This window comes from Streptomyces sp. NPDC015144 (genome assembly GCF_043079735.1).
Classification (GTDB): Bacteria; Actinomycetota; Actinomycetes; order Streptomycetales; family Streptomycetaceae; genus Streptomyces.
The window spans coordinates 142,465-166,753 of sequence record NZ_JBIBUU010000018.1; the positions used below are offsets into that span (position 1 = coordinate 142,465).

Below are 24,289 nucleotides of genomic sequence, written 5' to 3' on the forward strand. Positions count from 1 at the left end.
GGGCGGTGGTCCCGCCGGGGTACGGCGGAGAGATGAAAGTGTGCGTGGGGTCCGGCGCGAGCATCCCCCTGCTCGGCCCACTCCTGGACGAACGAGGGGTGTCGTGCCGGTTCCGGAGCGTGCACGAAACTGCTCAGAAAGGCTGCTCAGGCAGTTTTGGGGAGGCTCCCGGAAGAATCGGTGGTCCCGGAACGGGACACGAAGCAACGCGCCACTGAGACGTCGATTGCTGACTTGAGGTTAACACTACCGGCTCCAACAAACATTCCCCCTCTCCCTCACCGGCAATCTTCTCCGCTACGGAGCGAGCGGCAGCACACTCGTGCCCTGGGCGTCGAGCGCGAGGCGGTTGGCCGCCCAGCCCTCGCCCGCCAGCCGTGCGGCCTTCTCGGCCGCACCGTCCTCGGTCAGTGCGAGCACGGTGGGCCCGGCACCGGAGATGACCGCGGGGACGCCGTCCGCGCGCAGTCGGTTGACGAGTTCCACGCTCTCGGGCATCGCGGGGGCGCGGTACTCCTGGTGGAGCCGGTCCTCGGTGGCGGTGAGGAGCAGCTCGGGGTTCCTGGTCAGGGCCTCGACGAGCAGGGCCGCGCGGCCCGCGTTGAAGGCGGCGTCGACGTGCGGGACCGTTCGGGGGAGCAGGCCCCGGGCGGTCTCGGTGAGCACCGGCTTGCCGGGGACGAAAACCACCGGAACGATGGATTCTGCGGGGTCCATCCTGAGGGCCCGCGCCGCTCCGCCGTCCATCCACGCCAGCGTGAATCCGCCGAGCAGACAGGCCGCGACGTTGTCGGGGTGGCCCTCGATCTCGGTGGCCAGCTCCAGCAGGGCCGCGTCGTCGAGGCGGGCCTCGCCGCCGGTGGTCACGGCACGGGCCGCGACGATCCCCGCGCAGATGGCGGCGGAGGAGGAACCGAGGCCGCGGCCGTGCGGGATGCGGTTGGCGCAGACGATCTCCAGGCCGCGGGGCTGGCCGCCCAGGAGGTCGAAGGCCGCGCGCAGCGAGCGCACGAGGAGGTGCTTCTCGTCGCGGGGCAGCGTGTCGGCACCCTCGCCGGCGATGTCGATGTGCAGTCCGGAGTCGGCCACGCGGACGACGACGTCGTCGTACAGCCCCAGGGAGAGGCCGAAGGCGTCGAAACCCGGGCCCAGGTTGGCGCTGGTCGCGGGGGTGCGCACCCGGACGGCGGCGGCTCGGAAGGCGGGACCGGCCATCGGTTGAACGACTCTCCTTGGGTGGCGGCGGGGGTGGTGAAGCGTTTTCTCCGTGCGGCGTGAGTCGTGGTGACGGGGGGTGGGGTGACGGAGAGCCCGACGGCCACGACGGCCCAGGCACCGCGGCAGACGCGGCGGGGCGGTTGGGTACAGCTTATCGAAGGAAGGTTCTGTGGCGACATAGGGCGCACAGGAGGCGCACGATGCGTGTCGCACGCCGCGGGTGCGCTCTCGTCCCGAAAAGGGGTGGTTGAGCTGGGTTCTTGCCTGCGCGGGCGGAGCCCGGGGCGCGTGCCGGACCGCCCGGGTCCGGCACGCGCGGGAACGTCTAGGCGAGGCCCAGCTTCTCGGCGGCGGTGGCCGCGTCGACCGGGACGGTGACCGGCTGCGGGGCGCCCGCGACGGCCCAGTCGGGGTCCTTGAGGCCGTTGCCGGTGACCGTGCAGACGATCTTCTGGCCGGGGTCGACCTTGCCCTCCTCGGCGGCCTTCAGCAGGCCCGCGACGGAGGCGGCCGAGGCCGGCTCCACGAAGACGCCCTCCTGGGAGGCCAACAGCCGGTAGGCGGACAGAATCTGGCGGTCCGTCACCTCATCGATGAAACCGCCCGATTCGTCCCGGGCGTTCAGCGCGAACTGCCAGGAGGCCGGGTTGCCGATCCGGATCGCGGTGGCGACCGTCGACGGGTCCTTGACGACCTCGCCGCGCACGATGGGGGCGGAGCCGGACGCCTGGAAGCCCCACATGCGCGGGGTGTGCGTGGCCATGCCGTCCGCCGCGTATTCGCGGTAGCCCTTCCAGTACGCGGTGATGTTGCCCGCGTTGCCGACCGGGAGGACGTGGATGTCCGGCGCGTCGCCGAGCGCGTCGACGATCTCGAAGGCGGCGGTCTTCTGGCCCTCGATACGGACCGGGTTGACCGAATTGACCAGCGCCACCGGGTAGTTGTCCGAGAGCGAGCGGGCCAGCGTCAGGCAGTCGTCGAAATTGCCGTCGACCTGGAGGATCTTGGCGCCGTGCACCAGCGCCTGGCCCATCTTGCCGAGCGCGATCTTGCCCTGCGGCACGAGCACGGCGCAGACCATCCCGGCCCGCACCGCGTACGCGGCGGCGGAGGCGGAGGTGTTGCCGGTGGAGGCGCAGATGACCGCCTTGGCGCCCTCCTCCTTGGCCCGGGTGATGGCCATCGTCATGCCGCGGTCCTTGAAGGAACCGGTCGGGTTGGCGCCCTCGACCTTGAGGTGCACCTCGCAGCCCGTGCGCTCGGAGAGGACCTGAGCGGGGACGAGCGGCGTACCGCCCTCACGGAGCGTGACGACCGGCGTCGTGCTCGTGACCGGAAGCCGGTCCCGGTACTCCTCGATGATGCCGCGCCACTGGTGGGTGCCCTTGGTGGTCATGGGTCCTTACTCCCCTTCAACACGCATGATGCTGGCGACACCGCGCACGGTGTCGAGCTGCCGCAGCGCCCCGACGGTCGCCGAGAGCGCCGCGTCGGACGCACGGTGGGTGACGACGACGAGGGACGCCTCACCGCCCTTGCCCTGCTGTCGGACCGTATCGATCGATACGCCCTTCTCGGCGAAGACCGTCGCGACCTGGGCGAGCACGCCCGGCTTGTCGGCCACGTCGAGACTGATGTGGTACCGCGTGACCACGTCGCCCATCGGGCTGACCGGCAGGCGCGTGTACGCGGACTCACCGGGGCCGGTGGCCTCGTTGAGCTTGTTGCGGCAGACCGCGACCAGGTCGCCGAGGACCGCGGAGGCGGTCGGCGAGCCGCCGGCGCCGGGGCCGTAGAACATCAGCTGCCCGGCCGCCTCGGCCTCGACGAAGACCGCGTTGTACGCCTCGCGGACGGAGGCCAGCGGGTGGCTCAGCGGAATCATCGCCGGGTGCACCCGGGCCGTCACCGACTGCCCGTCGGCGGCGCGCTCGCAGATGGCGAGGAGCTTGACGGTGCAGCCCATGCGGCGGGCGGAGGCGATGTCGGCGGCGGTGACCTCGGTGATGCCCTCGCGGTAGACGTCACCGATCCGCACCCGGGTGTGGAAGGCGATGCCGGCGAGGATCGCGGCCTTGGCGGCGGCGTCGAACCCCTCGACGTCGGCGGTCGGGTCGGCCTCGGCGTATCCGAGGGCGGTGGCCTCGTCGAGCGCCTCGGAGTACCCGGCGCCGCTGGTGTCCATCTTGTCGAGGATGAAGTTGGTGGTGCCGTTCACGATCCCGAGGACCCGGTTGACCTTGTCACCGGCGAGGGATTCGCGCAGCGGGCGCACCAGCGGAATGGCCCCGGCCACGGCGGCCTCGTAGTAGAGGTCCCGGCCGTGCTGCTCGGCGGCGGCGTGCAGCGCGGCGCCGTCCTCGGCGAGCAGGGCCTTGTTGGCGGAGACCACGCTCGCGCCGTGCTCGAAGGCGGTGGTGATGAGCGTCCGGGCGGGTTCGATACCGCCGATGACCTCGATGACGACGTCGATGTCGCCCCGTTTGACCAGGGCGGTCGCGTCGGTGGTGATCAGCGCGGGGTCGATGCCCTCGCGCACCTTGGAGGGCCGGCGCACGGCGACACCGGCGAGCTCGACCGGCGCGCCGATGCGCGCGGCGAGGTCGTCGGCGTGCGTCGTCATGATGCGCGCCACCTCTGAGCCGACCACTCCACAGCCCAGCAGCGCCACCTTCAGCGGACGCGTACGCATCATCCGACCTCGATTCCTTTACATCTGATGTGTGGACCAGTCTCACTCACCGGACGGGCGATTCTGCCACCCGTCCGGATCCTGAGACATCTATTTCATCAGCCGACATCGAGACGCAGGAGATCTTCCTCCGTCTCGCGCCTGACGATGACACGCGCCGCACCGTCGCGCACGGCGACGACCGGCGGACGCAGGGCGTGGTTGTAGTTGCTCGCCATGGAGCGGCAGTACGCGCCGGTGGCGGGCACGGCGATCAGGTCGCCGGGGGCGAGGTCGGACGGCAGGAAGGCGTCCTTGACCACGATGTCGCCGCTCTCGCAGTGCTTGCCGACGACCCGGACGAGCATCGGCTCGGCGTCGGAGGCGCGCGAGGCGAGCGCGACGCTGTACTCGGCGTCGTACAGCGCGGTGCGGATGTTGTCCGACATGCCGCCGTCGACGCTGACGTACGTCCGCAGCCCCTCCAGCGGCTTGACCGTGCCGACCTCGTACAGCGTGAAGGCGGTCGGGCCGACGATCGCGCGGCCTGGCTCGACGGAGATCCGCGGGGTGGTGAGCCCGGCGGCCTCGCACTCGCGGGTCACGATGTCGCCGAGCGCCTTGGCGATCTCGTGCGGCTCGCGGGGGTCGTCCTCGGAGGTGTACGCGATGCCGAGGCCGCCGCCGAGGTCGATCTCGGGCAGCTCCACCCCGTGCTCGTCGCGGACCTCGGCGAGCAGCTGGACCACCCGCCGGGCGGAGACCTCGAAGCCGGCCATGTCGAAGATCTGCGAGCCGATGTGCGAGTGGATGCCGATCAGCTCCAGCCCGTCGAGGGTGAGGGCCCGGCGCACCGCCTCGGCGGCCTGTCCCCCGGCCAGCGCGATCCCGAACTTCTGGTCCTCGTGGGCGGTGGCGATGAACTCGTGGGTGTGCGCCTCGACGCCGACGGTCACCCGGATCTGTACGCGCTGCCGCCTGCCGAGCCGCTGCGCGACGTGCGCGACCCGGACGATCTCCTGGAAGGAGTCCAGCACGATGCGGCCGACCCCGGCGGAGACCGCCCGCTCGATCTCGTCGACGGTCTTGTTGTTGCCGTGGAAGGCGATGCGCTCGGCGGGCATTCCGGCGGCCAGCGCGGTCGTCAGCTCGCCGCCGGAGCAGACGTCGAGGTTGAGCCCCTCCTCCGTGAGCCAGCGCACGACGGCGCGGGAGAGGAACGCCTTGCCGGCGTAGAAGACGTCGGCGCCGGGCCCGAAGGCGTCGGCCCAGGCGCGGCAGCGGGCCCGGAAGTCGCTCTCGTCGAGGAAGTAGGCGGGGGTTCCGAACTCCTCGGCCAGCCGGGACACTTGGAGGCCGCCGACGGTGATCGCACCGTCCTCGTCGCGGGTGACGGTACGGGCCCAGACCTTCGCGTCCAGGGCGTTGAGGTCGGCGGGCGGGGCGGTGTAGTGCCCCTCCGTCATGACGTCGGCGTGGCGGGGACCGGCGGGGTGTGCGGATCGGCTCATGGTGGTTCGGCTCTTTCGGGTCTCTCAGAGGACTTCGGGCGCGCTGATGCCGAGCAGGGACAGGCCACCGGCCAGCACCGTTCCGGCGGCCTCGGCGAGGGCGAGCCGGGAGCGGTGGGCGGCCGAGGGTTTCTCGTCACCGACGGGGAGCGGGGCGGCGCCGTCGTGGAAGTCGGAGAAGGCCGCGGCGACGGCCTCCAGATGGCGGGCGAGCCGGTCGGGCTCGCGGTACCGGGCCGCGGCGGTGAGCACCGCCGGATGGTCGGCGAGCAGCGCCCCGAGCGTGGGGGCGTCCACGGCGCACTCGTAGGCGGCCCGGAAGCCGAGCTGCCCGGCGTTCCGGCTCAGGGCGCGGGTCCGGGCGTGGGCGTACCGCACCCGGAAGAGCGGGTTGCCCTCCCGCTGGACGAGCAGCTCGCCGTTCCCGGTGTGCCGGGGGCGGTCGTGCGGGGCGGGCCGCAGCAGGGCCCAGCGCGCGGCGTCCTCGCCGAGCCGGGCGAAGAGGTCGCGGTCGGCGGCGGGCACCGGGTGGACGTGGAGCGCCTCGCCGTCCGCCGCGCGGTCGCCGACCTCGGCGCCCTGGGCGCGCAGCAGCCGCTCGACGGTGTCCGTGACGACCCGGGCGCGCGGTTCCTCGGCGGGTACGAAGGAGACGGCGGTGCCGGCGAGGGCGTCGCCATGGCCGTACGCCGTGCCGTGCTCCCGGACCGTGTGGACCAGCGCACCGAGGTCGCGGGCGGCGGGCAGCGTGAAGTTCAGGAAGCCGGGGCCGGTGACCTCGACGGCGGCGATGCCCGGTGTCCGGGCCATCCGCCGCCGCAGGATCTCGGCGACGTCCCTGGCGGGGAGCGCGGCGGGGCCGGCCAGCTGGAGGGCGACGGCGCAGGCGTAGTCGCCGCGGCCGCCGGGCCTGGTCCGCTCGACCCGGACGCGCGCGGGCATGGCCACGCGCAGGGCGTCCTCGTCGACCGCGCGGCGCACGGCGTGCAGCACGGTCGTGGAGAGATCGGCGGGGGTCACGGGACAAGCGTAGGGGAGGAGGGGTGGCACCCCGCGACCCGGTTTCACCATGCGGTCACCCCGCGGCGCGCTCCGCGGTCCCGGCTTCCCGCCGCCCGGCCGGCGACGGCGGCTCCTCGCGCACCATCAGCCGCCGCACGAGCCGCACCAGCTCGGTCGGCTCGAAGGGCTTCGCGAGGAAGGCGTCGATCTCGACCGCGCCGCCGTCCGTCCCGTAGGGCGTGCAGGCGCTGATGATCGCGACGGGCAGATGTCTGGTCCGCGGGTCGGAGCGCAGTCTGGCCGCGGTCTGCGGACCGTCCAACCGGGGCATGACGACATCGAGCGTGATCACGTCGGGCAGGACCCGATGCACCAGATCAAGACACTCGACACCATCGGCCGCGGTCACGACCTCGAAGCCCTCTAGCTCGAGATTGACCCTGATCAACTGCCGGATGACCTTGTTGTCGTCGACAACAAGCACGCGGCCACACGCCCCTGACACACTCCGAGAGTAGGGCGGTTCCGGGGCTGCGTCCGGGTTTTACCCACTTACGCCCCCGGACGGGTGGCGCGAACGGTGGCCGGAAGCGTCCGGAACACGCCGCACACCCCCGTCCCCGGCCGGGGGCGACCCGGCCCGGGCCGCCCGCCGGGCACCCCCTCGGGCGGCCCGGAAATACCTGTTCACGGGCACCCCTCGGAAGCTGGTAGTGTTTCACCCGTCGCCGAGCAACACAGCGACTCGCCCTCGTAGCTCAGGGGATAGAGCATCGGCCTCCGGAGCCGTGTGCGCAGGTTCGAATCCTGCCGAGGGCACTTCGAAGAAGTGTCGAGAGAAAGACCCCCGATCAGGCATCACGCCGGATCGGGGGTCTTTCTCGTAGGGTCCCGCGCCGATACGGATCAGGCGATGCCCGATCCGCCTTCCGGGCCGTCCGGCCCCTCGGTGCCGATCTGTTCGGCGCGCAGCGCCAGGTCCTGGAGGACGTCGGCGGAGGTCACGTCCGTCTGTCCGGAGTCGTGCACCTGGGCCAGCATCGCGAAGGCCAGGGTGAACGCGCCGACGAGTTGTTCGACCGCGCCGCCGACCTCCCGGGCGATCAGCGTCGCCACCTCCTGGACCGAGGCGTCCTCGGGTACGGAGATGCGGGGCATCGTCTCGTTCAGCAGCACGGTGACGACGCCGCTGTCGGGGTCCAGGTCGTCGCGGTCGACGTTCTCCTCCAGCAGCCGGCGGATCTCGCCCGCCTCCGTGAGGATGCCCACCACCCGCTTCACCACTTCGCTCTGCTCCATACCGGTGAGCATAGGCCCGTGGCCTCGCGGAAGGGCCCTGCCGCGCGGCGTCCCGCCCGCCTGCCCCGCCGCTGCCCGACAAACCCGGCCATTGCCCGCGAAGGGTCTGCGAATCACCTGCTGAACCGCCCGGAGGAGCAGGGCACTTGATGGATTCTTGGCCTCCGCATGCCCCTCATATGAGGTGTTCCTCGCCAGAGTGGCGCATTACATGTGCACACCATCCAGTGCATGTCGTCCACACGCGAAGACCACATCGCAGGGGGTTGTATGAGAACCAGCCGCGCGAGAAGTCGCGCCGCGCTGAGCATGGTGGCCACGCTGCCGCTGCTGGCCGGTGCGCTCGCCCTCGGGGCACCGAACGCCAGCGCCGACTCCGCTCCGGGCGGACGGGCCGCGCTGGCCGGCACCAAGCCCGCCTGGGCCACCGCCGGGGCGGACCGGGGCGCCAGCGCCGACGGCGCGAAGGTCGCCGTCCGGGTCCATCTGGCGGGCCGGGACGCGAAGGGGCTGGCCGCCTACGCCGCAGCCGTGTCCGACCCGGACTCCGCCTCGTACGGGAAGTTCCTGAGCGCCGCGCAGGCGCGGGCCCGGTTCGGGGCCACCCAGGGGCAGATCGACCGGGTCCGGGACTGGCTGCGGTCCAGCGGGCTGACCGTCACCGGCGCCAACCAGCACTACGTCTCGGCCACCGGTGACGTCGCCACCGCCCAGCGGGCCTTCAGCACCCGGCTGCACAACTACCGCAAGGGAAACCGGACCTACCGCGCCCCGGCGTCCACCGCCTCGGTGCCCGCCGCGCTGGGCGACGCCGTCCTCGCCGTCTCCGGCCTGGACAACGCCCCGCACAAGTCGAGCCACGACGAGGAACTGCCGCCGCCGGACGACGTGTTCCGCAACGCCGGGCCCTTCTCCACGTACTACGGCTCGAAGACGTCGTCGGCGCTGCCGGACGCGTACGGGAGGAAGGCGCCGTACGCCGTCAAGGGCTACACCGGGAAGCAGCTCCGCGCGGCGTACGGGGCGGGGAAGTGGACCGGCAGGGGCGTCACGGTCGCGATCACCGACGCGTACGCCTCGCCGACCATCGCGCGGGACGCCGCCGAGTACGCCCGGCGCAACGGCGACGCCCCGTACCGCGAGGGACAGCTGCGCCAGGTGCTGCCGGCCGACTACACCCGGACCGAGGAGTGCGGGGCCTCCGGCTGGTACGGCGAGGAGACCCTGGACGTCGAGGCCGTGCACGCGGTCGCGCCGGCCGCGGACATCGTGTACCTGGGCGCGGCCTCCTGCTACGACGAGGACCTGCTGGACACCCTGAACAAGGTGGTCGACAAGCGGCTCGCCGACATCGTCTCCAACTCCTGGGGCGATGTGGAGTCCAACGAGACGCCGGACGTGGCGGCCGCCTACGACCAGGTCTTCAAGATGGGCGCGGTCGAGGGGATCGGCTTCTACTTCTCCTCCGGCGACGACGGCGACAACGTCGAGTCGACCGGGACGAAGCAGATCGACGTGCCGTCCAACTCCGCCTGGGTGACCTCCGTCGGCGGCACCGCGCTGGCGGTCGGCAGGAACGACACGTACCAGTGGGAGACCGGCTGGGGCACGCTCAAGGCGACCCTCTCCGCCGACGGGAAGAGCTGGGACGGCTTCCCCGGCGCGTACACCTCGGGCGCGGGCGGCGGCACCAGCTCGACCGTGAAGCAGCCGTTCTACCAGCGCGGGATCGTGCCCGACGCGCTCGCGCGGGCCAACGGCAAGCAGCGGATGCGCACGGCCCCGGACATCGCGGCCGTCGCCGACCCGAACACCGGCTTCCTGGTCGGCCAGACCCAGACGCTGCCCGACGGCTCGCTCGGCTACGACGAGTACCGCATCGGCGGCACCTCGCTGGCCGCGCCGGTCGTCGCCGGTGTCCAGGCGCTGGCGCAGCAGGCCCGGCACGGGCTGCCGATCGGGTTCGCCAACCCGTCGATCTACGCCCGGTACGGCTCGAAGGTGTACCACGACGTCACCGACCACCCGCTGGGCCCGAACCGCGACCTCGCGGTGGTCCGGGTCGACTACGCCAACGGGGTGGACGCGGCGGACGGGCTGCTGACCTCGCTGCGCGGCCTGGGCAAGGACGCCTCGCTGAAGGCGGTCCGCGGCTACGACGACGTGACGGGGGTCGGGACCCCGGCGCCCGGTTACGTGGACTCGTACCGCTTCCCGTTCCTCGGCAGGCACTGAGCCGCGGGCAGGACGACGGCGGCCGTCCCGGGGAGCGGGTGCTCCCCGGGGCGGCCGGTTCGCGCTTACGGGGCGGGGAGGTTCAGGCCGAGGCCCGTCCGCGCGGGGCGGCCTTCCCCGTCGCCGCCTTCGCGGTGGTCCTCTTCGCGGTCTTCTTCGCCGATGCCTTCGCCGCCGTCTTTCCGGTGGCCTTCTTCTCCGCCGTCTTCCTGGCGGCCGGCTTCGCCGACTTCGTGGTCTTCCCCGCCGTCTTCTTCGCCGTCCGGCGTGCGGGCTGCGCCTTCTTCCGGGCGCCGGTGGCGCCGGACTTCCGGCGGCCGGCCAGCGGGGTGACCTCGGCGACGGAGGCGTCCTCCGGCTTCTCGCCCCGGGCCTCCTTCGCCTCCCGGACACTGCTCTCCAGGGCCGCGATCAGGTCGATGACCTTGCCGCCGCCGGTGCCCTCCGCCTCGGCCCGTTCGGGGGTGCGGCCCGCCGCCTTGGCGGCGATCAGCTGCTCGACCGCCTCGCGGTAGTCGTCGTGCAGCGAGTCCAGGTCGACCTCGCCGAGGGTGTCCATCAGCGCGTCCGCCAGGTCGAGTTCGGCGTCCCGGACCGTGACGTCGGCCTGCGGGGCGGCCCCCTCGGGGCTGCGGATCTCGTCCGGCCACAGCAGTCCGTGCATGGCGATCACGTCGTCGACCACCCGCAGCATGCCGAGCCGCTCCCGGCCGCGCAGCGCGTACTTGGCCACGGCGACCTTCCGGCTCCGCTTCAGCGCCTCCCGGAGCAGGGTGTACGGCTTGGCCGCGGTGACCCCGTCGGCGGAGAGGTAGTACGCCGTGTCCATCTGGAGCGGGTCGATCGAGGCGGCGGGCACGAAGGCCACGATCTCGATCGTGCGGGCGGTGGGCAGCGGGAGCGAGCCGAGGTCCTCGTCGGTGATCGGGATCATCGAGCCGTCGGCCTCCTCGTACGCCTTGCCGATCTCGGCGGCGGAGAGCTCCTCACCGTCGAGTTCGCAGACCTTGCGGTAGCGGACCCGGCCGTTGTCGGCGAGGTGGATCTGCCGGAAGGAGACCGCGTGGTTCTCGGTGGCGTTGACCAGCTTGATGGGGATGCTGACCAGCCCGAACGAGATGGCACCGTTCCATATGGATCTCACCGTTCACCCCTTGCGTCCGGATGGATACCTGTACCTGGAGAAACGTGTGATTCTTATCGTATGACGCCGATCACGGAGGTGGCAGGGCGGCGGCTGGCGCTCAGCAATCTCGACAAGGTGCTGTATCCGGCCACCGGGACCACCAAGGGCGAGGTGCTGCACTACTACGCGGTCACGGCGGCGGAGCCGCTGCTCGCCCAGTTGCGCGACCGCCCGGTGTCGTTCCTGCGGTATCCGGACGGTGTGGACGGACCCCGGTTCTTCAGCAAGAACCCGCCACCTGGCACACCGTCCTGGGTGCGGACCGCCGCGGTGCCCCGGCACCGGGACGAGACGGCCGGGCAGGTGCTCGTGGAGGATCTGGCCGCGCTGGTGTGGGCGGCCAATCTGGTGGTGGAGTTCCACACCCCGCAGTGGCGGGCGGCGGCGCCGGGGCTCGCCGACCGGATCGTGTTCGACCTGGACCCGGGCGACCCCGCGACCGTCGTGGAGTGCTGCGCGGTGGCGTGCTGGCTGCGGGGGCGGCTGGCGGCGGACGGGCTGCGCGGCTACCCGAAGACGTCCGGATCGAAGGGGCTGCACCTGCTCGTCCCGCTGGAGCCGACCCCCGCCGAACGGGTGTCGGCGTACGCGCGCCGGCTGGCCGTCCGGGCCGAGCGGGAACTCCCGGAGCTGGTGGTGCACCGGATGCGGCGGGCGCTGCGCCCGGGGAAGGTCTTCGTCGACTTCAGCCAGAACTCCGCGTCGAAGACCACCGCCACCCCCTACACACTGCGCGCCCGCCCCGAGCCGACCGTCTCCGCGCCCGTCACCTGGGCGGAGGTCGAGGGCTGCCGCTCCCCCGGCGAGCTGGTCGTCCTGGCGGACGGGATGGCGGCGCGGCTGGCCCGGTACGGGGACCTGCTCGCGCCACTGGCCGATCCGGCCTCGGCCGGGACGCTGCCGGACGCGCCGTCGCCCGGGTGACCGGGCACCCCGGCGCGCGGCCGGTGCGAACGCGCCGGAGCGCGGCTGATCCGGTGCGCCGGAGCACAAGAGGTTTCGGTGCGCCGGAGCGCGGGCGGGTCCGGTGCGCCGGGGTACGGGTGGCATGGACGCGCCGTAGCACGGATGTCCGAATCACCCCGGTCCGATAGCGCATACCCGGCCGTTTGTCATGCCCGCCGGGAAAAGACCGCATGTGAAGGGCGGATCGGCCGGACCGTGGTGCACACTCCTCGCAGACACTGCTTCGTTGTAACGCGTGGGGAGGCGATGGGGTGTTCGCGGGGATCGACGAGGTCGACTGGGCCTCGATGGAACATGCCTACGGGCCGGCCGATGACGTGCCCGCCCTGCTGTGGGGGCTCGCGTCCGCCGACCCGGCACGGCGCGAGACGGCGCTGGACGGGATGTACGGCGCGGTGCACCACCAGGGCGATGTGTACGCCTGCACGCTGGCCAGCATTCCCTTCCTCTTCGAGCTGGTCGTGGACCCGGGCGTCCAGGACCGGGGCGGCATCGTCGAACTCCTCACCAGCATCGGCGGGATCGATCTGGACGAGGACGACGAGATCGACGAGGACGAGATCGAGGGCGCGGCCAACTACGCGATGGCGGCCACCGCCGTCACCGCGGGCGCGGGGGTCTTCTTCGAGCTGATGTCCGACGAGGACCCGGGCGTACGGCTCAACGCGCCCCTGGCGCTCGCCGCGCTGCACGACCACCCGGACCGGGTGCTCGCGGTGCTGCGGGAGCGGCTGCCGATCGAGCCGGACGAGGAGGTGCGGCTCGCCCTGGTCGAGGCGGCCGGGCGGATCGCGCTGCGCCACCGCTCGCTGGCCGGGCAGGCGGCGGGGTGGCTGACCCGGCTGGCGGGCGGGGGTTTCCCGCCGGGGCTGCGGCTGGCCGCGCTGGCCCAGCTGGCCCGGTGCGCCCCCGATGCGCTCCCCGGTGACGTGGTGCGGGTGGTGACGGGGGTGCTGCGGCAGTTGCGCGCGGTCCCGGCGCGCCGGTCCGGCGCGGGTTCGGCGGCGGGCGCGCGCCCCGGGGCGGCAGCGGTCGAGGCGTACCCGGAGGCGGCCGGGGAGCCGCCCGCGGAGGAGCGGTCCGCGCCGGCGGCGGCCCGGTTGCGCGCGCTGCCCGACGAGCCGGTGGCACGGCCCGCCGCCCCGTGGACGGCGGATCTGCTGCGCACCCTGCACGCCGGGCTCGACGACCGGGTCGCCGAGCGGACGGCGCTCCTGACGGACCAGCTGCGCAGCCCGGACCGGCAGCAGCGGATCGACGCGCTCCGGATGTGCGGCGGACTGATCCGGGCCTGGCGGGGCGAGTACGGCGAGCTGGTCCGGCTGGTCGGCGAGCAGCTCGCCACCCCCGAGCCTCGGCTCGCCGAGGCCGCCTCGCACGTGCTGGAGGAGCTGTTCGGGCTGGCCGCGCCGGCCGCGGACGCGCTGGCGGCGCGGGTGGCCGCGGACCCGGGGGCGTGGGTGCGGGACTGGCCGAGCGGGCCGCCCGAGCTGGGCAGCGCGGTGAAGGCGCTGGCCCGGCTGGGCGACGTACGGGCGCTGCCCGCGCTGGCCGCCGCGCTGGAGCGGACCGAGGTGCCGCACGACGTGGGCTTCGCCGTCGGCTGTCTCGGGGCGGCAGGGGCCCCGCTGACCGGTGCGCTGAGGCGCGGGCTCGCCGCCCTGCCGCTCGACGGGCGCACGCACGACCGGGCCGGGCCGCTGCTGACCGCCGTCACCGCGCTGCGGGCGGACGAGGCGCTGCCGGAGGTGCTGCGGGTGCTGCGCGGTGCGCCGGAGTACCGGGGCGACTGGGTGCGCACGTCGGCACTGCGGGCCATCGGTTCGTTCGGGCCGGTGGCGGGCGAGGCCGTCCCCGAGCTGCGGGCGCTGCTGCGGAGCCCGGGGGCCACCTCGGCGACCGAGGTCGCGAAGGCGCTGTGGGCGGTCGAGGGGGACGCCGGGGCGGTGCTGCCGGTGCTGGTGGAGGAGTTGCGGGCGGAGCGCGTCCACGAGGTCCGGGCCGCGGTGCGGGCGCTGGGCGGGCTGGGAGCGCGGGCCGAGGTGGTCGCGCCGAGGCTGCGGGCCCTGCTGGGCCACGGGGAGACGGGGGCGCGGGTGGACGCGGCGATCGCGCTGTGGCAGGTGACCGGGCGGACCGGGGAGTCCGTGCCGGTGCTGCTGGCGGCCTGGGAGCAGGAGCGCCAGGGCCGCGTCCGGGTGGCGGAGGGCCTGGCGCTGATGGGGGCGGCCGGTGAGGGGTCCTTGGCGGCGGAGGTGCTGCGCGCCGAACTCTCCTCCGTACGCCGCCACAACGCGATGGACGGCGGGTACGCCAGCCATGACACCCATGAGGACGAGAAACTGCTGACGCTCTGTCGGCAGGCGCTTTCGGGCAGGACGGGGAAGGGACCCACCACATGATCATTTTCGGTACGCGCGGCTATCTGTACCAGCTGGCCATTCTGACGCTGGTCTGCGGCTGGTGCGGGAACCCGGCCGCGCACACCCTGCGCAAGCGGGTCACGAAGTTCACCCTGTTCTTCGTGCCGCTCTTCCCGTTCTCGACGAAGTACGCCACCCAGTGCACGTTCTGCGGCGGGGAACAGCAGATCGCGAAGGAGCAGGCCGAGCAGTTGCTGGCCCAGCACACGGCCGCGCAGCAGGGCAACCCGTACGGGCAGCCGCAGGGATACGCGCAGAACGGGCGGGGCCCGCATCAGGACTGACGTCCGGCCGGTTGTCGCTGGGCGGCACCCCTCGCGCGCAGTAAATACGGATAACTGACTTCTTAAATACACATAACTGACTTCCTTCCGCATACAGTCGTGGAATCCGGTCTCCGGAAGGGAGGGAGTCATGCGTCGGCTGGGACACCGTGCGGCGGCGGCCCTCGGAGCCGTCGCCGGCGCGGTGCTGCTGACCGGCTGCGGGGACAACGGCGGGCTGCGGAGCGCCGGTACGGTCCCGCCCGCCGTCGGGCCCGTCCGGCTCTGGCCCGGTCTGCCGACCGCCTCCGCCGCCCCGAAGGACTACGGCGAGGGCGAGACCGCGCGCATCCCCGGGATCACCGTGCCGGACGACGACGTGCACCGGCTGGACCCGGTGGCGGTGGTGCGGGCCGGTCTCGCGGCCCGGTCGGGCCGGACCAGCGGTACGGCCGAACTGCCCGCCGACACCGTACGGCGGATCAACGCCTGCGGCACCGAACCCGCCTCCTGCCCGGTGCTGCGGCCGTACTACCGCGATCTGACCGGCGACGGCCACGACGACCTGGTGCTGGGCATCCGGTTGACGAACGGTCAGCTCTCGGTGCGGGCCTACACCGCCCGGGGCGGCGTGCTGACCCGCATCCTGTCCACCTCGGACGCGGTGATCAGCGTCGAGCTGGCGGGCCGGGACCTGATCGTGCGCGCCCCGTCGGCGATCCCGGGCTACGAGTACCGCACCTCCTGGACCTGGGACGGCAGCCAGCGGGCGATGCTGCCCACCCAGGAGGAGATCCAGCGGATGCCGTCGTCCCCCTCGCCGCTCCCCCGCCCCAGCCCGGCCGGCTCCTCCCCCGCGCCGCTCGCCGAAGCCCCCGCGGGGCGGCGATGAGCCGGCTGCGCCCGCCCGCCTGGACCGCCTCGCTCACCTGGAAGGCGGGGCTCTTCATCACGGTGATGTGCTGCGCGCTGGCCGCGCTGCTGGGCGCCCTGGTGCACACCGAGGTGACCCGCCGGACCGTGGGCCAGTCCCGGGACAAGGCGCTGGCCCGGCTCTCCGACGTCACCACCGCGTACGAGACCGGCGAGGCCCTGCCGCCGGGCTCCGGGCTCGACCCGCCGGGGCTGCCCGCCGCGCTGCGCACCCTGGCCGCGGGCGGCGGGCGCGGCACGGTGGTCGGCGACCTGGACGGCCGGCCGGTCATGTGGGCGGCGGCCCCGGCGGACGGGCGGGCGCTGGCCGTCCAGATCGACTACCGGCAGAGCGCCCGCACCATCGAGAGCCTCGACGGGGCGATCGCCGGCTCCTCGGTCCTGGCCATCGGCGCGACCCTGCTGGTCGGGGCGTTCGCCGTCACCCGGATCACCCGGCGGCTGCACCAGACGGCGCTGGTGGCCCGCCGGATCAGCGCGGGCGATCTCGACGCCCGGGTCGACGACCCGCGCACGACGGACCCCTCGCGCCCGCAGGACGAGGTCGCGACCGTCGCCGGGGCGCTCGACACCATGGCCGCCACGCTCCAGCGCAAGCTCCTGGCCGAGCAGCGCTTCACCGCCGACGTGGCGCACGAGCTGCGCACCCCGCTGACCGGTCTCTCCGCCGCCGCCGAGCTGCTGCCGCCGGGGCGCCCCTCCGAGCTGGTCCGGGACCGGGTGCGCACCATGCGGGCGCTGACCGAGGACCTGCTGGAGATCTCCCGGCTGGACGCCGGCCGGGAACACGTCGACCTCGGGGTGTACGAGCTGGCGCCGCTGGTCGCGCGGGTGGCCCGCGCCTCCGGGACGGCGACCGAGGTCCGGGTCGAGGGGGCGACGGCGGGGGCGCCGGTGCACGTCCGGACCGATCTGCGGCGGCTGGAGCGGGTGCTGGGCAATCTGATCGCCAACGCCCACCGGCACGGCCTGCCCCCGGTGGTGGCGACGGTCGACGGCCCGGTGGTGACCGTGCGCGACCACGGTCCGGGGTTCCCGGAGTACCTGCTGGACGACGGGCCGCGCCGGTTCCGTACCGGGGGCGGCGGCAAGGGCCACGGCCTCGGGCTGACCATCGCCGCCGGGCAGGCCGCGGTGATCGGCGCCCGGCTGGAGTTCCGCAACGCCCCGGACGGCGGGGCGGCGGCCCGGGTGACGCTGCCCGCGCACCGGCCGCCGGACGATCCGCGCACCACCCCGCCCCAGGCGTGACGGGGCGGCCGTTGCACGGTCCTTCTTCGGACATACCCGCTGCGACATAAAGGAAATACGGAGCGGCTCTTGCTACGTTTCCCGGCATGACCGCAACGACGGCGGACGCGCCTCCGCCCGAGCTACGCCTGGCGAGACGGCGCGGGATCGAGCTGCTGCTCCTCCTCGGGGCCGTCCTGATCGCGGTCTTCGGGTACGTCTCCGTCGGCCTGGCGAAGAACGGCGCGGTCCCGCCCGACGCGGCCGGGTACGGGGCGGGGCTGGGGCTGCTGGCGCTGCTCGCCCATCTCGCGGTGCGGCTGCGGGCCCCGTACGCCGATCCGCTGCTGCTGCCCATCGCCGTCCTGCTCAACGGGCTCGGTCTCGTGCTGATCTACCGGCTCGACCTGGAGATGCCCGGGGACCGGGCGGCGCCCACCCAGTTGATCTGGTCCACGCTGGGTGTGGCGCTGTTCATCGTGGTGGTCGTCGTGCTCCGCGACCACCGGGTGCTCCAGCGGTACGCGTACCTCTCGGTGGCCGCCGCGCTGGTCCTGATGATCGTGCCGATCTTCTTCCCGGCGGTGAACGGCGCCAAGATCTGGATCCGGGTCGGCGGATTCTCCTTCCAGCCGGGCGAGTTCGCGAAGATCCTGCTCGCGGTGTTCTTCGCCGCGTACCTCGCGGTCAACAGCAACGCGCTCGCCTACACCGGCCGCCGCGTCTGGCGGCTCCAACTGCCCACCGGCCGGGTGCTCGGCCCGATCGTGGCGATCTGGCTGCTCAGCGTCGGCGTCCTGGTCCTGGAGCGCGACCTGGGCACCTCGCTGCTCTTCTTCGGCCTCTTCGTGATCATGCTGTACGTGGCCACCGGGCGGACCGGGTGGATCGCGGTGGGGCTGCTGCTCGCGGCGGTCGGCGCGTTCGCCGTCGGCTCCCTCGAACCGCATGTGCACAGCCGGGTGCAGGACTGGCTCGCCCCGTTCGCCTCCATCGACGCCGGCCAGGGCCCCGGCCAGTTGGCCCAGTCGCTGTTCGCGTTCGCGGCGGGCGGGCTGCTCGGCGCCGGGCTGGGGCTCGGCCACTCGATCCTGATCGGGTTCGCCGCCAAGTCCGACTTCATCCTGGCGACGGCGGGCGAGGAGCTGGGACTGACCGGGCTGACCGCAATCTTCCTGCTGTACGCGCTGGTGGTGGCACGCGGCTACCGGGCCGGGCTCGCCCTGCGCGACCCGTTCGGGCGGCTGCTGGCGATCGGTCTGGCCTCGATCCTGGCGCTCCAGGTCTTCGTGATCGCGGGCGGGGTGATGGGGCTGATCCCGCTGACCGGCATGGCGATGCCGTTCCTCGCCCAGGGCGGTTCCTCGGTGGTCACCAACTGGATCATCATGGCGCTGCTGATCCGGATCAGCGACCAGGCCCGCAGACCGCGGCCGGATCCCGTGGAGACCGGGATCGTCGCGCGGATCCCGGGGGGCGGACGGTGATCCGCTACATCCGGCGGGCCGCCGCGCTCCTGCTGGTCCTGCTGGTGGCGCTGCTGCTGAACGCCGCCCGCATCCAGGTCCTGGACGCCGACAAGCTCGACAACAACCCCGCCAACCGCCGCCTCACGATCGCCCGTTACGACCAACCGCGCGGCGACATCGTGGTGGGCGGCCGGTCCGTCACCGGCTCGAAGGACACCGGTGAGCAGCTCGCCCACGAGCGCACCTACCGCGAGGGCCCGCTGTACGCGCCGGTGACCGGCTACGCCTCGCAGACGTACGGCACGACGCTGCTGGAGAACGCCGAGGACCCCCTCCTCTCCGGCACCGACCCGATGCTCGCCCCGTTCCCGTTCTGGAACGACGTCACCCGGGCGCAGCAGCCCGGCGGACGGGTCGTCACCACCGTCGTGGACGCGGTGCAGCGGGCCGCGTACCAGGGGCTCGGCGGGCGGCGGGGCGCGGTCGCCGCCCTGGAGCCGGCCACCGGGAAGATCCTGGCGCTGGTCTCGACGCCCTCCTACGATCCCGGGCTGATCTCGGGCACCGGGGCGGCGGTCACCGGCGCCTGGGCGCGGCTCAACGCGTCGAAGAGCCAGCCGATGCTCAACCGGGCGATCCGGCAGACCTATCCGCCGGGCTCCACCTTCAAGATCGTGACGGCGGCCGCGGCGCTGGACGCCCAGGTCGTCACCGATCCCGACGCGGACACCCGCACCCCGTCCCCGTACGTCCTGCCGGGCACCACGACCACGCTGCCCAACGAGGCCCACGGCTGCGAGCGGGCCTCGCTGGCCGAGGCGATCCGGATCTCCTGCAACACCGTCCTGGCGGACCTGGGCGTACGGGTGGGGCTCGACGGCATGGTGGACGCGGCACGGAACTTCGGCTTCGACGACACCGGGCTGCGGATCCCCTCGGGGGTGGCGAAGAGCAACTTCGACACGGAGATGACCAGGGACCAGCTGGCGCTCTCCTCGATCGGGCAGTTCGACACCACGGCCACCCCGCTCCAGATGGCGATGGTGGCGGCCGCCGTGGCCAACGGCGGCGAGCTGATGCGCCCGTACCTGGTGGACCGTACGACCACCCACGGGTCCAGGACGGTCCGGCGCAACGGCCCCCGCTCCTACCACCGGGCGATGAACCCGGGCACGGCGGTGCAGCTGCGGCGGATGATGGTCGACGTGGTGGAGAACGGCACCGGGACCAACGCAGCGATCGACGGGGTGACGGTCGGCGGCAAGACCGGCACCGCTCAGCACGGCGTGGACAACTCGGGCCTGCCCTATGCCTGGTTCATCTCCTGGGCGCAGGCGCCCGACGCGGCGCGGCCGGCCGTGGCGGTCGCCGTGGTGGTCGAGGACGCGGCGGCGGACCGCGCGGACATCAGCGGGGGCGGCAGCGCGGCCCCGATCGCCCGTTCCGTGATGGCGGCGGCCCTGAGAGGCTGACCCGATGGCGAGTCGGGTGGAAGCGGTGGAGCGGGCCCTGGAGCGGATCGGCCGGGAGGACCCCCGGCTGTGCGCCTTCGTCGAGGTATGGCCCGAGCGGGCGCGCGCGGCGGCGGAGCGGGCGGGCGGGCTGCCGCTGGCCGGGGTGCCGTTCGCGGTCAAGGGGCGGACGGGGATCGGCGCGTACGCGGCGCGGCGGCTGGCCGGGGCCGGGGCGGTGCCGGTCGGCGCGACCTCGGTGCCCGGCCCCGGCACCCCCTGGCAGACCTGGGGGCAGGGCGCCCTGGGCCGCACGGTCAACCCCTGGCGCGCCGACCGCACCCCGGGCGGCTCCTCGGCGGGCGCGGCGGTCGCGGTGGCGGCGGGCCTGGTGGGGCTGGCGACCGGCGGCGACGGGGCCGGTTCGGTGCGGATCCCGGCGGCGTGGTGCGGGGTGTTCGGGCTGAAGACGACGAATGGTCTGCTGCCGTCGCCGGACCGCACGGGGCTGGCCGCCGCCGGTGTGCTGGCCCGCACGGCCGGGGAGGCCGGTGCCTTCGCGCGCCATGTCCTGGAGGTGGCGGTGCCCGAGCCGCCGACGGGGCCGGTGGACGCGGTGTTCAGCGTCGATCTGGGGTACGCGGAGGTCGACCCGGAGGTCGCGGCGGTGGTCCGGCGGGCGGTGCGGCGGCTGGTGGCGGCCGGGGTGGTGCGGCTGGTGGACGGCGGCTGCCCGCTGCTCGACCCGCGGGAGGCGTGGCGGACGGTCCGGGGCGGGGCGGTGTCGCCGGAGGGCGGGGAGGTCCGGCGGGCGAACGACGCGGCGCTGGACGCGCTGTTCGCCCGTACGCCCCTGCTGCTCACCCCGACCACCCCGAACCGCCCGCACGGCCACGAGGGCCCCGGCGAGACGTACTCGACGGCGCTGACCTGGGCGTTCAACCTGAGCGGTCATCCGGCCGCCAGTGTGCCGGCCGGGTTCACGGCGGACGGCTGCCCGGTGGGGCTCCAGCTGGTCGCGGAGCGCGGGGCGGACGCGGCGCTGCTCGCGGTGGCGGGCGCGGTGGAGCGCGCCCTGCCCGCCGTACGCCGCTGATCCGGCGTCAGTCGAGCGGCTCGCGACGCCGCAGCCAGGAAGCGGGCACCCCGGTGGTCCCGGTGGCCGCGCCGACCACGCCGCCGGTGATGGCGCACGTCGTGTCGACGTCACCGAGTCCCTCGGCCGTCGCCCAGAGCGCCGCCTCCAGGTCGTCCGGGTGCCGGGCCGCGGTCCACAGGGCGAACGGCACGGTGTCGTCGGCGCGGATGCGCTGCCCGTTGCCCAGCAGGTCGGACGCCTTCCACGGCGCGGTGTCGAAGGGGAGGTCGGCGGCCCGGCGCAGTCCGTCGCGGACGAGCCCGGCGGGGGTCAGGCCGGCGACCTCGGCCAGGGTGAGCGTGCCCCGTACGGACAGCGCGGCGGCGACCGCGACCGCCACCGCGCCCGCGATCCCCTCCGGGTGGGCGTGGGTGACCTCCGCCTGGCGCGCGGCCTGGTCCGCGACGAGGGCGAGGTCGTGGTGGAAGGAGGCGCCGAGCGGGGCGACCCGCATCGCCGCGCCGTTGCCGAGGCTGCCGCCCTCGAAGAGTCCGGGGGCCAGGGTGCGCCAGTCGGCGGGTGCCGTCAGGAGCGCGGGCAGCAGCATGTGCATGCCGTGGCCGTAGCCCCGGCCCCGGTCGGCCTCGTGGGTGAGGGCGAAGCAGAGGGCGAGCCGGTCCTGCTCCACCCGGCCGTGCTCGTCCAGCACCCGCAGCAGGGCGCGGGCCAGCGCGGTGTCGTCGGTCCAGTGCCAGACGGGCTCGTCGGGGGTGCGGCGGGCCCGGATCTCGGCGGCCGCCCGCCGGGGTTCCCGGAAGAGCGGGGCCCACCGCTCCCCGAAGGCGTCCCCGAGGGCCAGCGCCTCCAGGCTGCGGCGGGCGGCGGCGGGGTCGGCGGCGTACGCGGGCGGCGGTGGCGGCGGTGTGGTCATGGCGGCCATCCTCGCGGGGCCGGGCCGCGGCGCACACCCCCGTTTCCGGCCGTGCGCCGCCCGCTCAGGCGCCCCCGCCCTGGGCTATCGCCTCCTCGACCTCGGCGACCCGGGCCCGCTCCTCCGCCGCGAACCGGTCCCGGTCGAGCTGCTCGGCGATCTCCTCGTCCTGGGCCATCAGCAGGTCCAGGTTGGAGTCGCCGAGTTCGAGGACGCCCATGTCGACGTAGGCCTTCTGGAGCCGTTCGCCCCACAGGCCGATGTCCTTGACGCACGGCACGATCCGGCTGAACAGCAGCTTCCGGAAGAGCTGGAGGAACTCCGAGTGCTCGGACAGCTCCTTGGCCTCCTGCTTGCCGATGCCGAAGTTCTCCAGCACCTCGACACCGCTGAGCCGGTCGCGCATCAGGTAGCAGCCCTCGATGACGAACTCCTCGCGCTCGCGCCGCTCGGCCTCGCTCAGCTGCCGGTAGTAGTCGCGCAGCGCCATCCGTCCGAACGCGACGTGCCGGGCCTCGTCCTGCATGACGTAGGCCAGTATCTGCTTGGGCAGCGGCTTGGTCGTGGTGTCGCGGATCATGCCGAACGCGGCCAGCGCGAGGCCCTCGATGAGGACCTGCATGCCGAGGTAGGGCATGTCCCAGCGGGAGTCGCGCAGGGTGTCGCCGAGCAGGGCCTGGAGGTTGTCGTTGATCGGGTAGACCATCCCGACCTTCTCGTGCAGGAACCGGCCGTACACCTCCGCGTGCCGGGCCTCGTCCATGGCCTGGGTCGCGGAGTAGAACTTGGCGTCCAGGTCGGGGACGGACTCGACGATCCGGGCGGCGCAGATCATGGCGCCCTGCTCACCGTGGAGGAACTGGCTGAACTGCCAGGAGGTGTAGTGGCTGCGCAGCCGCCCGCGGTCCTTCTCGGTCATCTTGTCCCAGTGCGGGGTGCCGTAGAGGGTCAGGGCCTCGTCGGGGGTGCCCAGCGGGTCCTCCGGGTCGACCTCCAGGGACCAGTCGATGCGCTTGTTGCCGTCCCACTGCTTGTCCTTGCCCTTCTGGTAGAGGGCGAGCAGGCGTTCGCGTCCGTCGTCGTAGTCCCAGCTGAAGCGGGCGGCGCCGGAGGCGGGCACCTCCCACAGCGGTGCCCCGGGGGCGGTGGTGTAGAGGTCGTGTGTCGACACGGACAACTCCTTCGCCTGGCAGTTCGCGGCAATTCCCTTGGCGGTGCGCTCAGTTGGCAGGTTCACACGTTGGTAGACGCCGGGTCAACAAGTCGCGCGGAAGGGATTGACGGCCTTGCTGACTGGGAGTCTCATAAGAAGTGACCGCCGGTAACCCCCAGAGCGAGGTGCCTCCTCATGACCCCAGTGACCGAAGCCGACGTCCAACTCCTGCGCGACGCGCTCGGACCGCTCCGGGACCGCGAACAGGTGGCCGCGCGGCTCCTCGAATCCTCGGCCAAGCACTCCTTCGACCCGGACAAGGAGCTGGACTGGGACGCCCCGATCGAGGAGGGCAAGTGGTTCTGGCCGCCCGAGCTCGTCTCGCTCTACGACACCCCGCTGTGGCGGCGGATGTCCGAGGAGCAGCGGATCGACCTCTCCCGGCACGAGGGCGCCTCGCTCGCCTCGCTGGGCATCTGGTTCGAGATCATCCTGATGCAGCTGCTGGTCCGGCACATCTACGACCGGCCGGTGACCAGCAACCACGTCCGCTACGCGCTGACCGAGATAGCCGACGAGTGCCGGCACTCGATGATGTTCGGCCGCATGATCACGTGGGGCGGCTCACCCGACTACCCCGTACCGCGCGTCTACCACAACCTCGCCCGGGTGCTGAAGACCATTTCCACCACCCCCGGCTCGTTCGCCGCGACCCTGCTGGGCGAGGAGATCCTGGACTGGATGCAGCGGCTGACCTTCCCCGACGAGCGCGTCCAGACGCTGGTGCGCGGCGTGACCCGCATCCATGTCGTCGAGGAGGCGCGGCACGTCCGCTACGCCCGGGAGGAGCTGCGCCGCCAGATGGTGACCGCCCCGGCCTGGGAGCGCCGGCTGACCCGGCTGAGCTGCGGTGAGGCGGCCCGCGTCTTCTCCGTCTGCTTCGTCAACCCGCAGGTGTACGAGCACGTCGGCCTGGACCGCCGCGAGGCCGTCGCCCAGGTGCGGGCGAGCGGCCACCGCGCCGAGGTCATGCAGTCGGGCGCGAAGCGGCTGACGGACTTCTTCGAGGACATCGGGGTGCTGAACGGGGTGGGGCGCAAGCTGTGGAAGCGTTCCGGACTGCTGGCCTGAACGGCCGGGGCGTGTCCTGGGACGGAGCGCCTAGGACCTGTCTCCAAACTGCCGTCGTCCGGCCGGAGGCCGGGCCGTGCGGTGTCCGGTGCGTGCGATCGCAAGGCGGAGGGTCGCTCCGATACTGGATGTATCGGGG

Annotated in this window: 20 protein-coding genes and 1 tRNA gene; 11 read left to right on the plus strand and 10 right to left on the minus strand. The window is 73.3% G+C overall.

What is annotated here, in order from left to right:
- Window positions 1-297: 297 nt before the first annotated feature.
- From thrB to ACF08W_RS27160, 6 genes are all read right to left on the minus strand, one after another.
- Window positions 298-1,215, minus strand: a complete 918-nt coding sequence (gene thrB, locus ACF08W_RS27135; RefSeq protein ID WP_352277166.1) for a homoserine kinase — start codon at window positions 1,213-1,215, stop codon at window positions 298-300.
- 328 nt (window positions 1,216-1,543) lie between these two features.
- Window positions 1,544-2,614, minus strand: a complete 1,071-nt coding sequence (gene thrC, locus ACF08W_RS27140; protein WP_385215082.1) for a threonine synthase — start codon at window positions 2,612-2,614, stop codon at window positions 1,544-1,546.
- Between the two features lie 6 nt (window positions 2,615-2,620).
- Window positions 2,621-3,910, minus strand: coding sequence for a homoserine dehydrogenase (locus ACF08W_RS27145; RefSeq protein ID WP_352277345.1), 1,290 nt, complete (start codon window positions 3,908-3,910; stop codon window positions 2,621-2,623).
- A gap of 98 nt (window positions 3,911-4,008) precedes the next feature.
- The gene (lysA, locus tag ACF08W_RS27150; protein ID WP_392280802.1) at window positions 4,009-5,400 is read right to left on the minus strand and encodes a diaminopimelate decarboxylase; all 1,392 of its coding nucleotides are present in this window, start codon (window positions 5,398-5,400) and stop codon (window positions 4,009-4,011) included.
- A gap of 24 nt (window positions 5,401-5,424) precedes the next feature.
- On the minus strand, window positions 5,425-6,420 hold the full coding sequence (nrtL, locus tag ACF08W_RS27155) for an ArgS-related anticodon-binding protein NrtL (RefSeq protein ID WP_392280803.1): 996 nt from the start codon (window positions 6,418-6,420) through the stop codon (window positions 5,425-5,427).
- 55 nt (window positions 6,421-6,475) lie between these two features.
- Window positions 6,476-6,886: a response regulator gene (locus ACF08W_RS27160; RefSeq protein WP_392280804.1), complete on the minus strand. Its 411-nt coding sequence runs from the start codon at window positions 6,884-6,886 to the stop codon at window positions 6,476-6,478.
- Window positions 6,887-7,149: 263 nt separating this feature from the next.
- Between ACF08W_RS27160 and ACF08W_RS27165 the strand changes: the two genes are divergently transcribed.
- Window positions 7,150-7,221 (plus strand) — tRNA-Arg (locus ACF08W_RS27165).
- Between the two features lie 87 nt (window positions 7,222-7,308).
- Here ACF08W_RS27165 and ACF08W_RS27170 read toward each other — a convergent pair.
- Window positions 7,309-7,713 carry a hypothetical protein gene (locus ACF08W_RS27170; protein WP_385215073.1) on the minus strand — a complete coding sequence of 135 codons (405 nt, stop codon included), beginning with the start codon at window positions 7,711-7,713 and terminating at the stop codon, window positions 7,309-7,311.
- A gap of 258 nt (window positions 7,714-7,971) precedes the next feature.
- On the opposite strand from ACF08W_RS27170, the gene ACF08W_RS27175 reads away from it, so the two are divergent.
- On the plus strand, window positions 7,972-9,936 hold the full coding sequence (locus ACF08W_RS27175) for a protease pro-enzyme activation domain-containing protein (protein WP_392280805.1): 1,965 nt from the start codon (window positions 7,972-7,974) through the stop codon (window positions 9,934-9,936).
- Window positions 9,937-10,018: 82 nt separating this feature from the next.
- On the opposite strand, the gene ACF08W_RS27180 is transcribed toward ACF08W_RS27175, so the two are convergent.
- A complete protein-coding gene (locus ACF08W_RS27180; RefSeq protein WP_392280806.1) occupies window positions 10,019-11,080 on the minus strand; it encodes a Ku protein in 1,062 nt (353 codons plus the stop codon).
- Between the two features lie 60 nt (window positions 11,081-11,140).
- On the opposite strand from ACF08W_RS27180, the gene ligD reads away from it, so the two are divergent.
- The 8 genes from ligD (at window position 11,141) to ACF08W_RS27220 (ending at window position 20,953) form a co-directional block, all read left to right on the plus strand.
- Complete coding sequence (gene ligD / locus ACF08W_RS27185; protein ID WP_392280807.1) at window positions 11,141-12,046, plus strand: non-homologous end-joining DNA ligase; 906 nt, start codon at window positions 11,141-11,143, stop codon at window positions 12,044-12,046.
- Between the two features lie 293 nt (window positions 12,047-12,339).
- A complete protein-coding gene (locus tag ACF08W_RS27190; protein WP_392280808.1) occupies window positions 12,340-14,490 on the plus strand; it encodes a HEAT repeat domain-containing protein in 2,151 nt (716 codons plus the stop codon).
- Entirely contained in the window at window positions 14,487-14,795 is a 309-nt protein-coding gene (locus ACF08W_RS27195; RefSeq protein ID WP_385215059.1) for a zinc-ribbon domain-containing protein, read from the plus strand. The genes ACF08W_RS27190 and ACF08W_RS27195 overlap by 4 nt, the downstream gene beginning before the upstream one ends.
- Before the next feature lie 130 nt (window positions 14,796-14,925).
- A complete protein-coding gene (locus tag ACF08W_RS27200) occupies window positions 14,926-15,666 on the plus strand; it encodes a hypothetical protein (RefSeq protein WP_385215056.1) in 741 nt (246 codons plus the stop codon).
- Window positions 15,663-16,958 (plus strand): ATP-binding protein, encoded by a 1,296-nt coding sequence (locus ACF08W_RS27205; protein WP_392280809.1) that lies wholly within the window; start codon window positions 15,663-15,665, stop codon window positions 16,956-16,958. Before ACF08W_RS27200 ends, ACF08W_RS27205 begins: the two co-directional genes overlap by 4 nt.
- 86 nt (window positions 16,959-17,044) lie before the next feature.
- Window positions 17,045-18,424, plus strand: coding sequence for an FtsW/RodA/SpoVE family cell cycle protein (locus ACF08W_RS27210; protein WP_392280810.1), 1,380 nt, complete (start codon window positions 17,045-17,047; stop codon window positions 18,422-18,424).
- Complete coding sequence (locus ACF08W_RS27215; RefSeq protein ID WP_392280811.1) at window positions 18,421-19,878, plus strand: penicillin-binding transpeptidase domain-containing protein; 1,458 nt, start codon at window positions 18,421-18,423, stop codon at window positions 19,876-19,878. Before ACF08W_RS27210 ends, ACF08W_RS27215 begins: the two co-directional genes overlap by 4 nt.
- A gap of 4 nt (window positions 19,879-19,882) precedes the next feature.
- Window positions 19,883-20,953 carry an amidase family protein gene (locus tag ACF08W_RS27220; RefSeq protein WP_392280812.1) on the plus strand — a complete coding sequence of 357 codons (1,071 nt, stop codon included), beginning with the start codon at window positions 19,883-19,885 and terminating at the stop codon, window positions 20,951-20,953.
- A 7-nt stretch (window positions 20,954-20,960) separates the two neighbouring features.
- Here the strand turns inward: ACF08W_RS27220 and ACF08W_RS27225 are convergent, their stop codons facing one another.
- Window positions 20,961-21,875, minus strand: a complete 915-nt coding sequence (locus ACF08W_RS27225; protein WP_385215041.1) for an ADP-ribosylglycohydrolase family protein — start codon at window positions 21,873-21,875, stop codon at window positions 20,961-20,963.
- Window positions 21,876-21,930: 55 nt separating this feature from the next.
- On the minus strand, window positions 21,931-23,037 hold the full coding sequence (locus ACF08W_RS27230; protein ID WP_392280813.1) for a ferritin-like domain-containing protein: 1,107 nt from the start codon (window positions 23,035-23,037) through the stop codon (window positions 21,931-21,933).
- Between the two features lie 177 nt (window positions 23,038-23,214).
- On the opposite strand from ACF08W_RS27230, the gene ACF08W_RS27235 reads away from it, so the two are divergent.
- The gene (locus tag ACF08W_RS27235) at window positions 23,215-24,150 is read left to right on the plus strand and encodes a diiron oxygenase (RefSeq protein ID WP_385215038.1); all 936 of its coding nucleotides are present in this window, start codon (window positions 23,215-23,217) and stop codon (window positions 24,148-24,150) included.
- Window positions 24,151-24,289 lie beyond the last annotated feature (139 nt).

Excerpts from the sequence above, each read along its gene's own strand:
- ACF08W_RS27145 (WP_352277345.1), bottom strand. The coding sequence starts at position 3,910 with ATGCGTACGCGTCCGCTGAAGGTGGCGCTGCTGGGCTGTGGAGTGGTC.
- ACF08W_RS27210 (WP_392280810.1), top strand. The coding sequence starts at position 17,045 with ATGACCGCAACGACGGCGGACGCGCCTCCGCCCGAGCTACGCCTGGCG.
- thrC (WP_385215082.1), bottom strand. The coding sequence starts at position 2,614 with ATGACCACCAAGGGCACCCACCAGTGGCGCGGCATCATCGAGGAGTAC.
- ACF08W_RS27225 (WP_385215041.1), bottom strand. The coding sequence starts at position 21,875 with ATGGCCGCCATGACCACACCGCCGCCACCGCCGCCCGCGTACGCCGCC.
- ACF08W_RS27235 (WP_385215038.1), top strand. The coding sequence starts at position 23,215 with ATGACCCCAGTGACCGAAGCCGACGTCCAACTCCTGCGCGACGCGCTC.
- lysA (WP_392280802.1), bottom strand. The coding sequence starts at position 5,400 with ATGAGCCGATCCGCACACCCCGCCGGTCCCCGCCACGCCGACGTCATG.
- ACF08W_RS27205 (WP_392280809.1), top strand. The coding sequence starts at position 15,663 with ATGAGCCGGCTGCGCCCGCCCGCCTGGACCGCCTCGCTCACCTGGAAG.
- ACF08W_RS27170 (WP_385215073.1), bottom strand. The coding sequence starts at position 7,713 with ATGCTCACCGGTATGGAGCAGAGCGAAGTGGTGAAGCGGGTGGTGGGC.
- thrB (WP_352277166.1), bottom strand. The coding sequence starts at position 1,215 with ATGGCCGGTCCCGCCTTCCGAGCCGCCGCCGTCCGGGTGCGCACCCCC.
- ACF08W_RS27175 (WP_392280805.1), top strand. The coding sequence starts at position 7,972 with ATGAGAACCAGCCGCGCGAGAAGTCGCGCCGCGCTGAGCATGGTGGCC.
- ACF08W_RS27220 (WP_392280812.1), top strand. The coding sequence starts at position 19,883 with ATGGCGAGTCGGGTGGAAGCGGTGGAGCGGGCCCTGGAGCGGATCGGC.
- ACF08W_RS27195 (WP_385215059.1), top strand. The coding sequence starts at position 14,487 with ATGATCATTTTCGGTACGCGCGGCTATCTGTACCAGCTGGCCATTCTG.
- ACF08W_RS27200 (WP_385215056.1), top strand. The coding sequence starts at position 14,926 with ATGCGTCGGCTGGGACACCGTGCGGCGGCGGCCCTCGGAGCCGTCGCC.
- ligD (WP_392280807.1), top strand. The coding sequence starts at position 11,141 with ATGACGCCGATCACGGAGGTGGCAGGGCGGCGGCTGGCGCTCAGCAAT.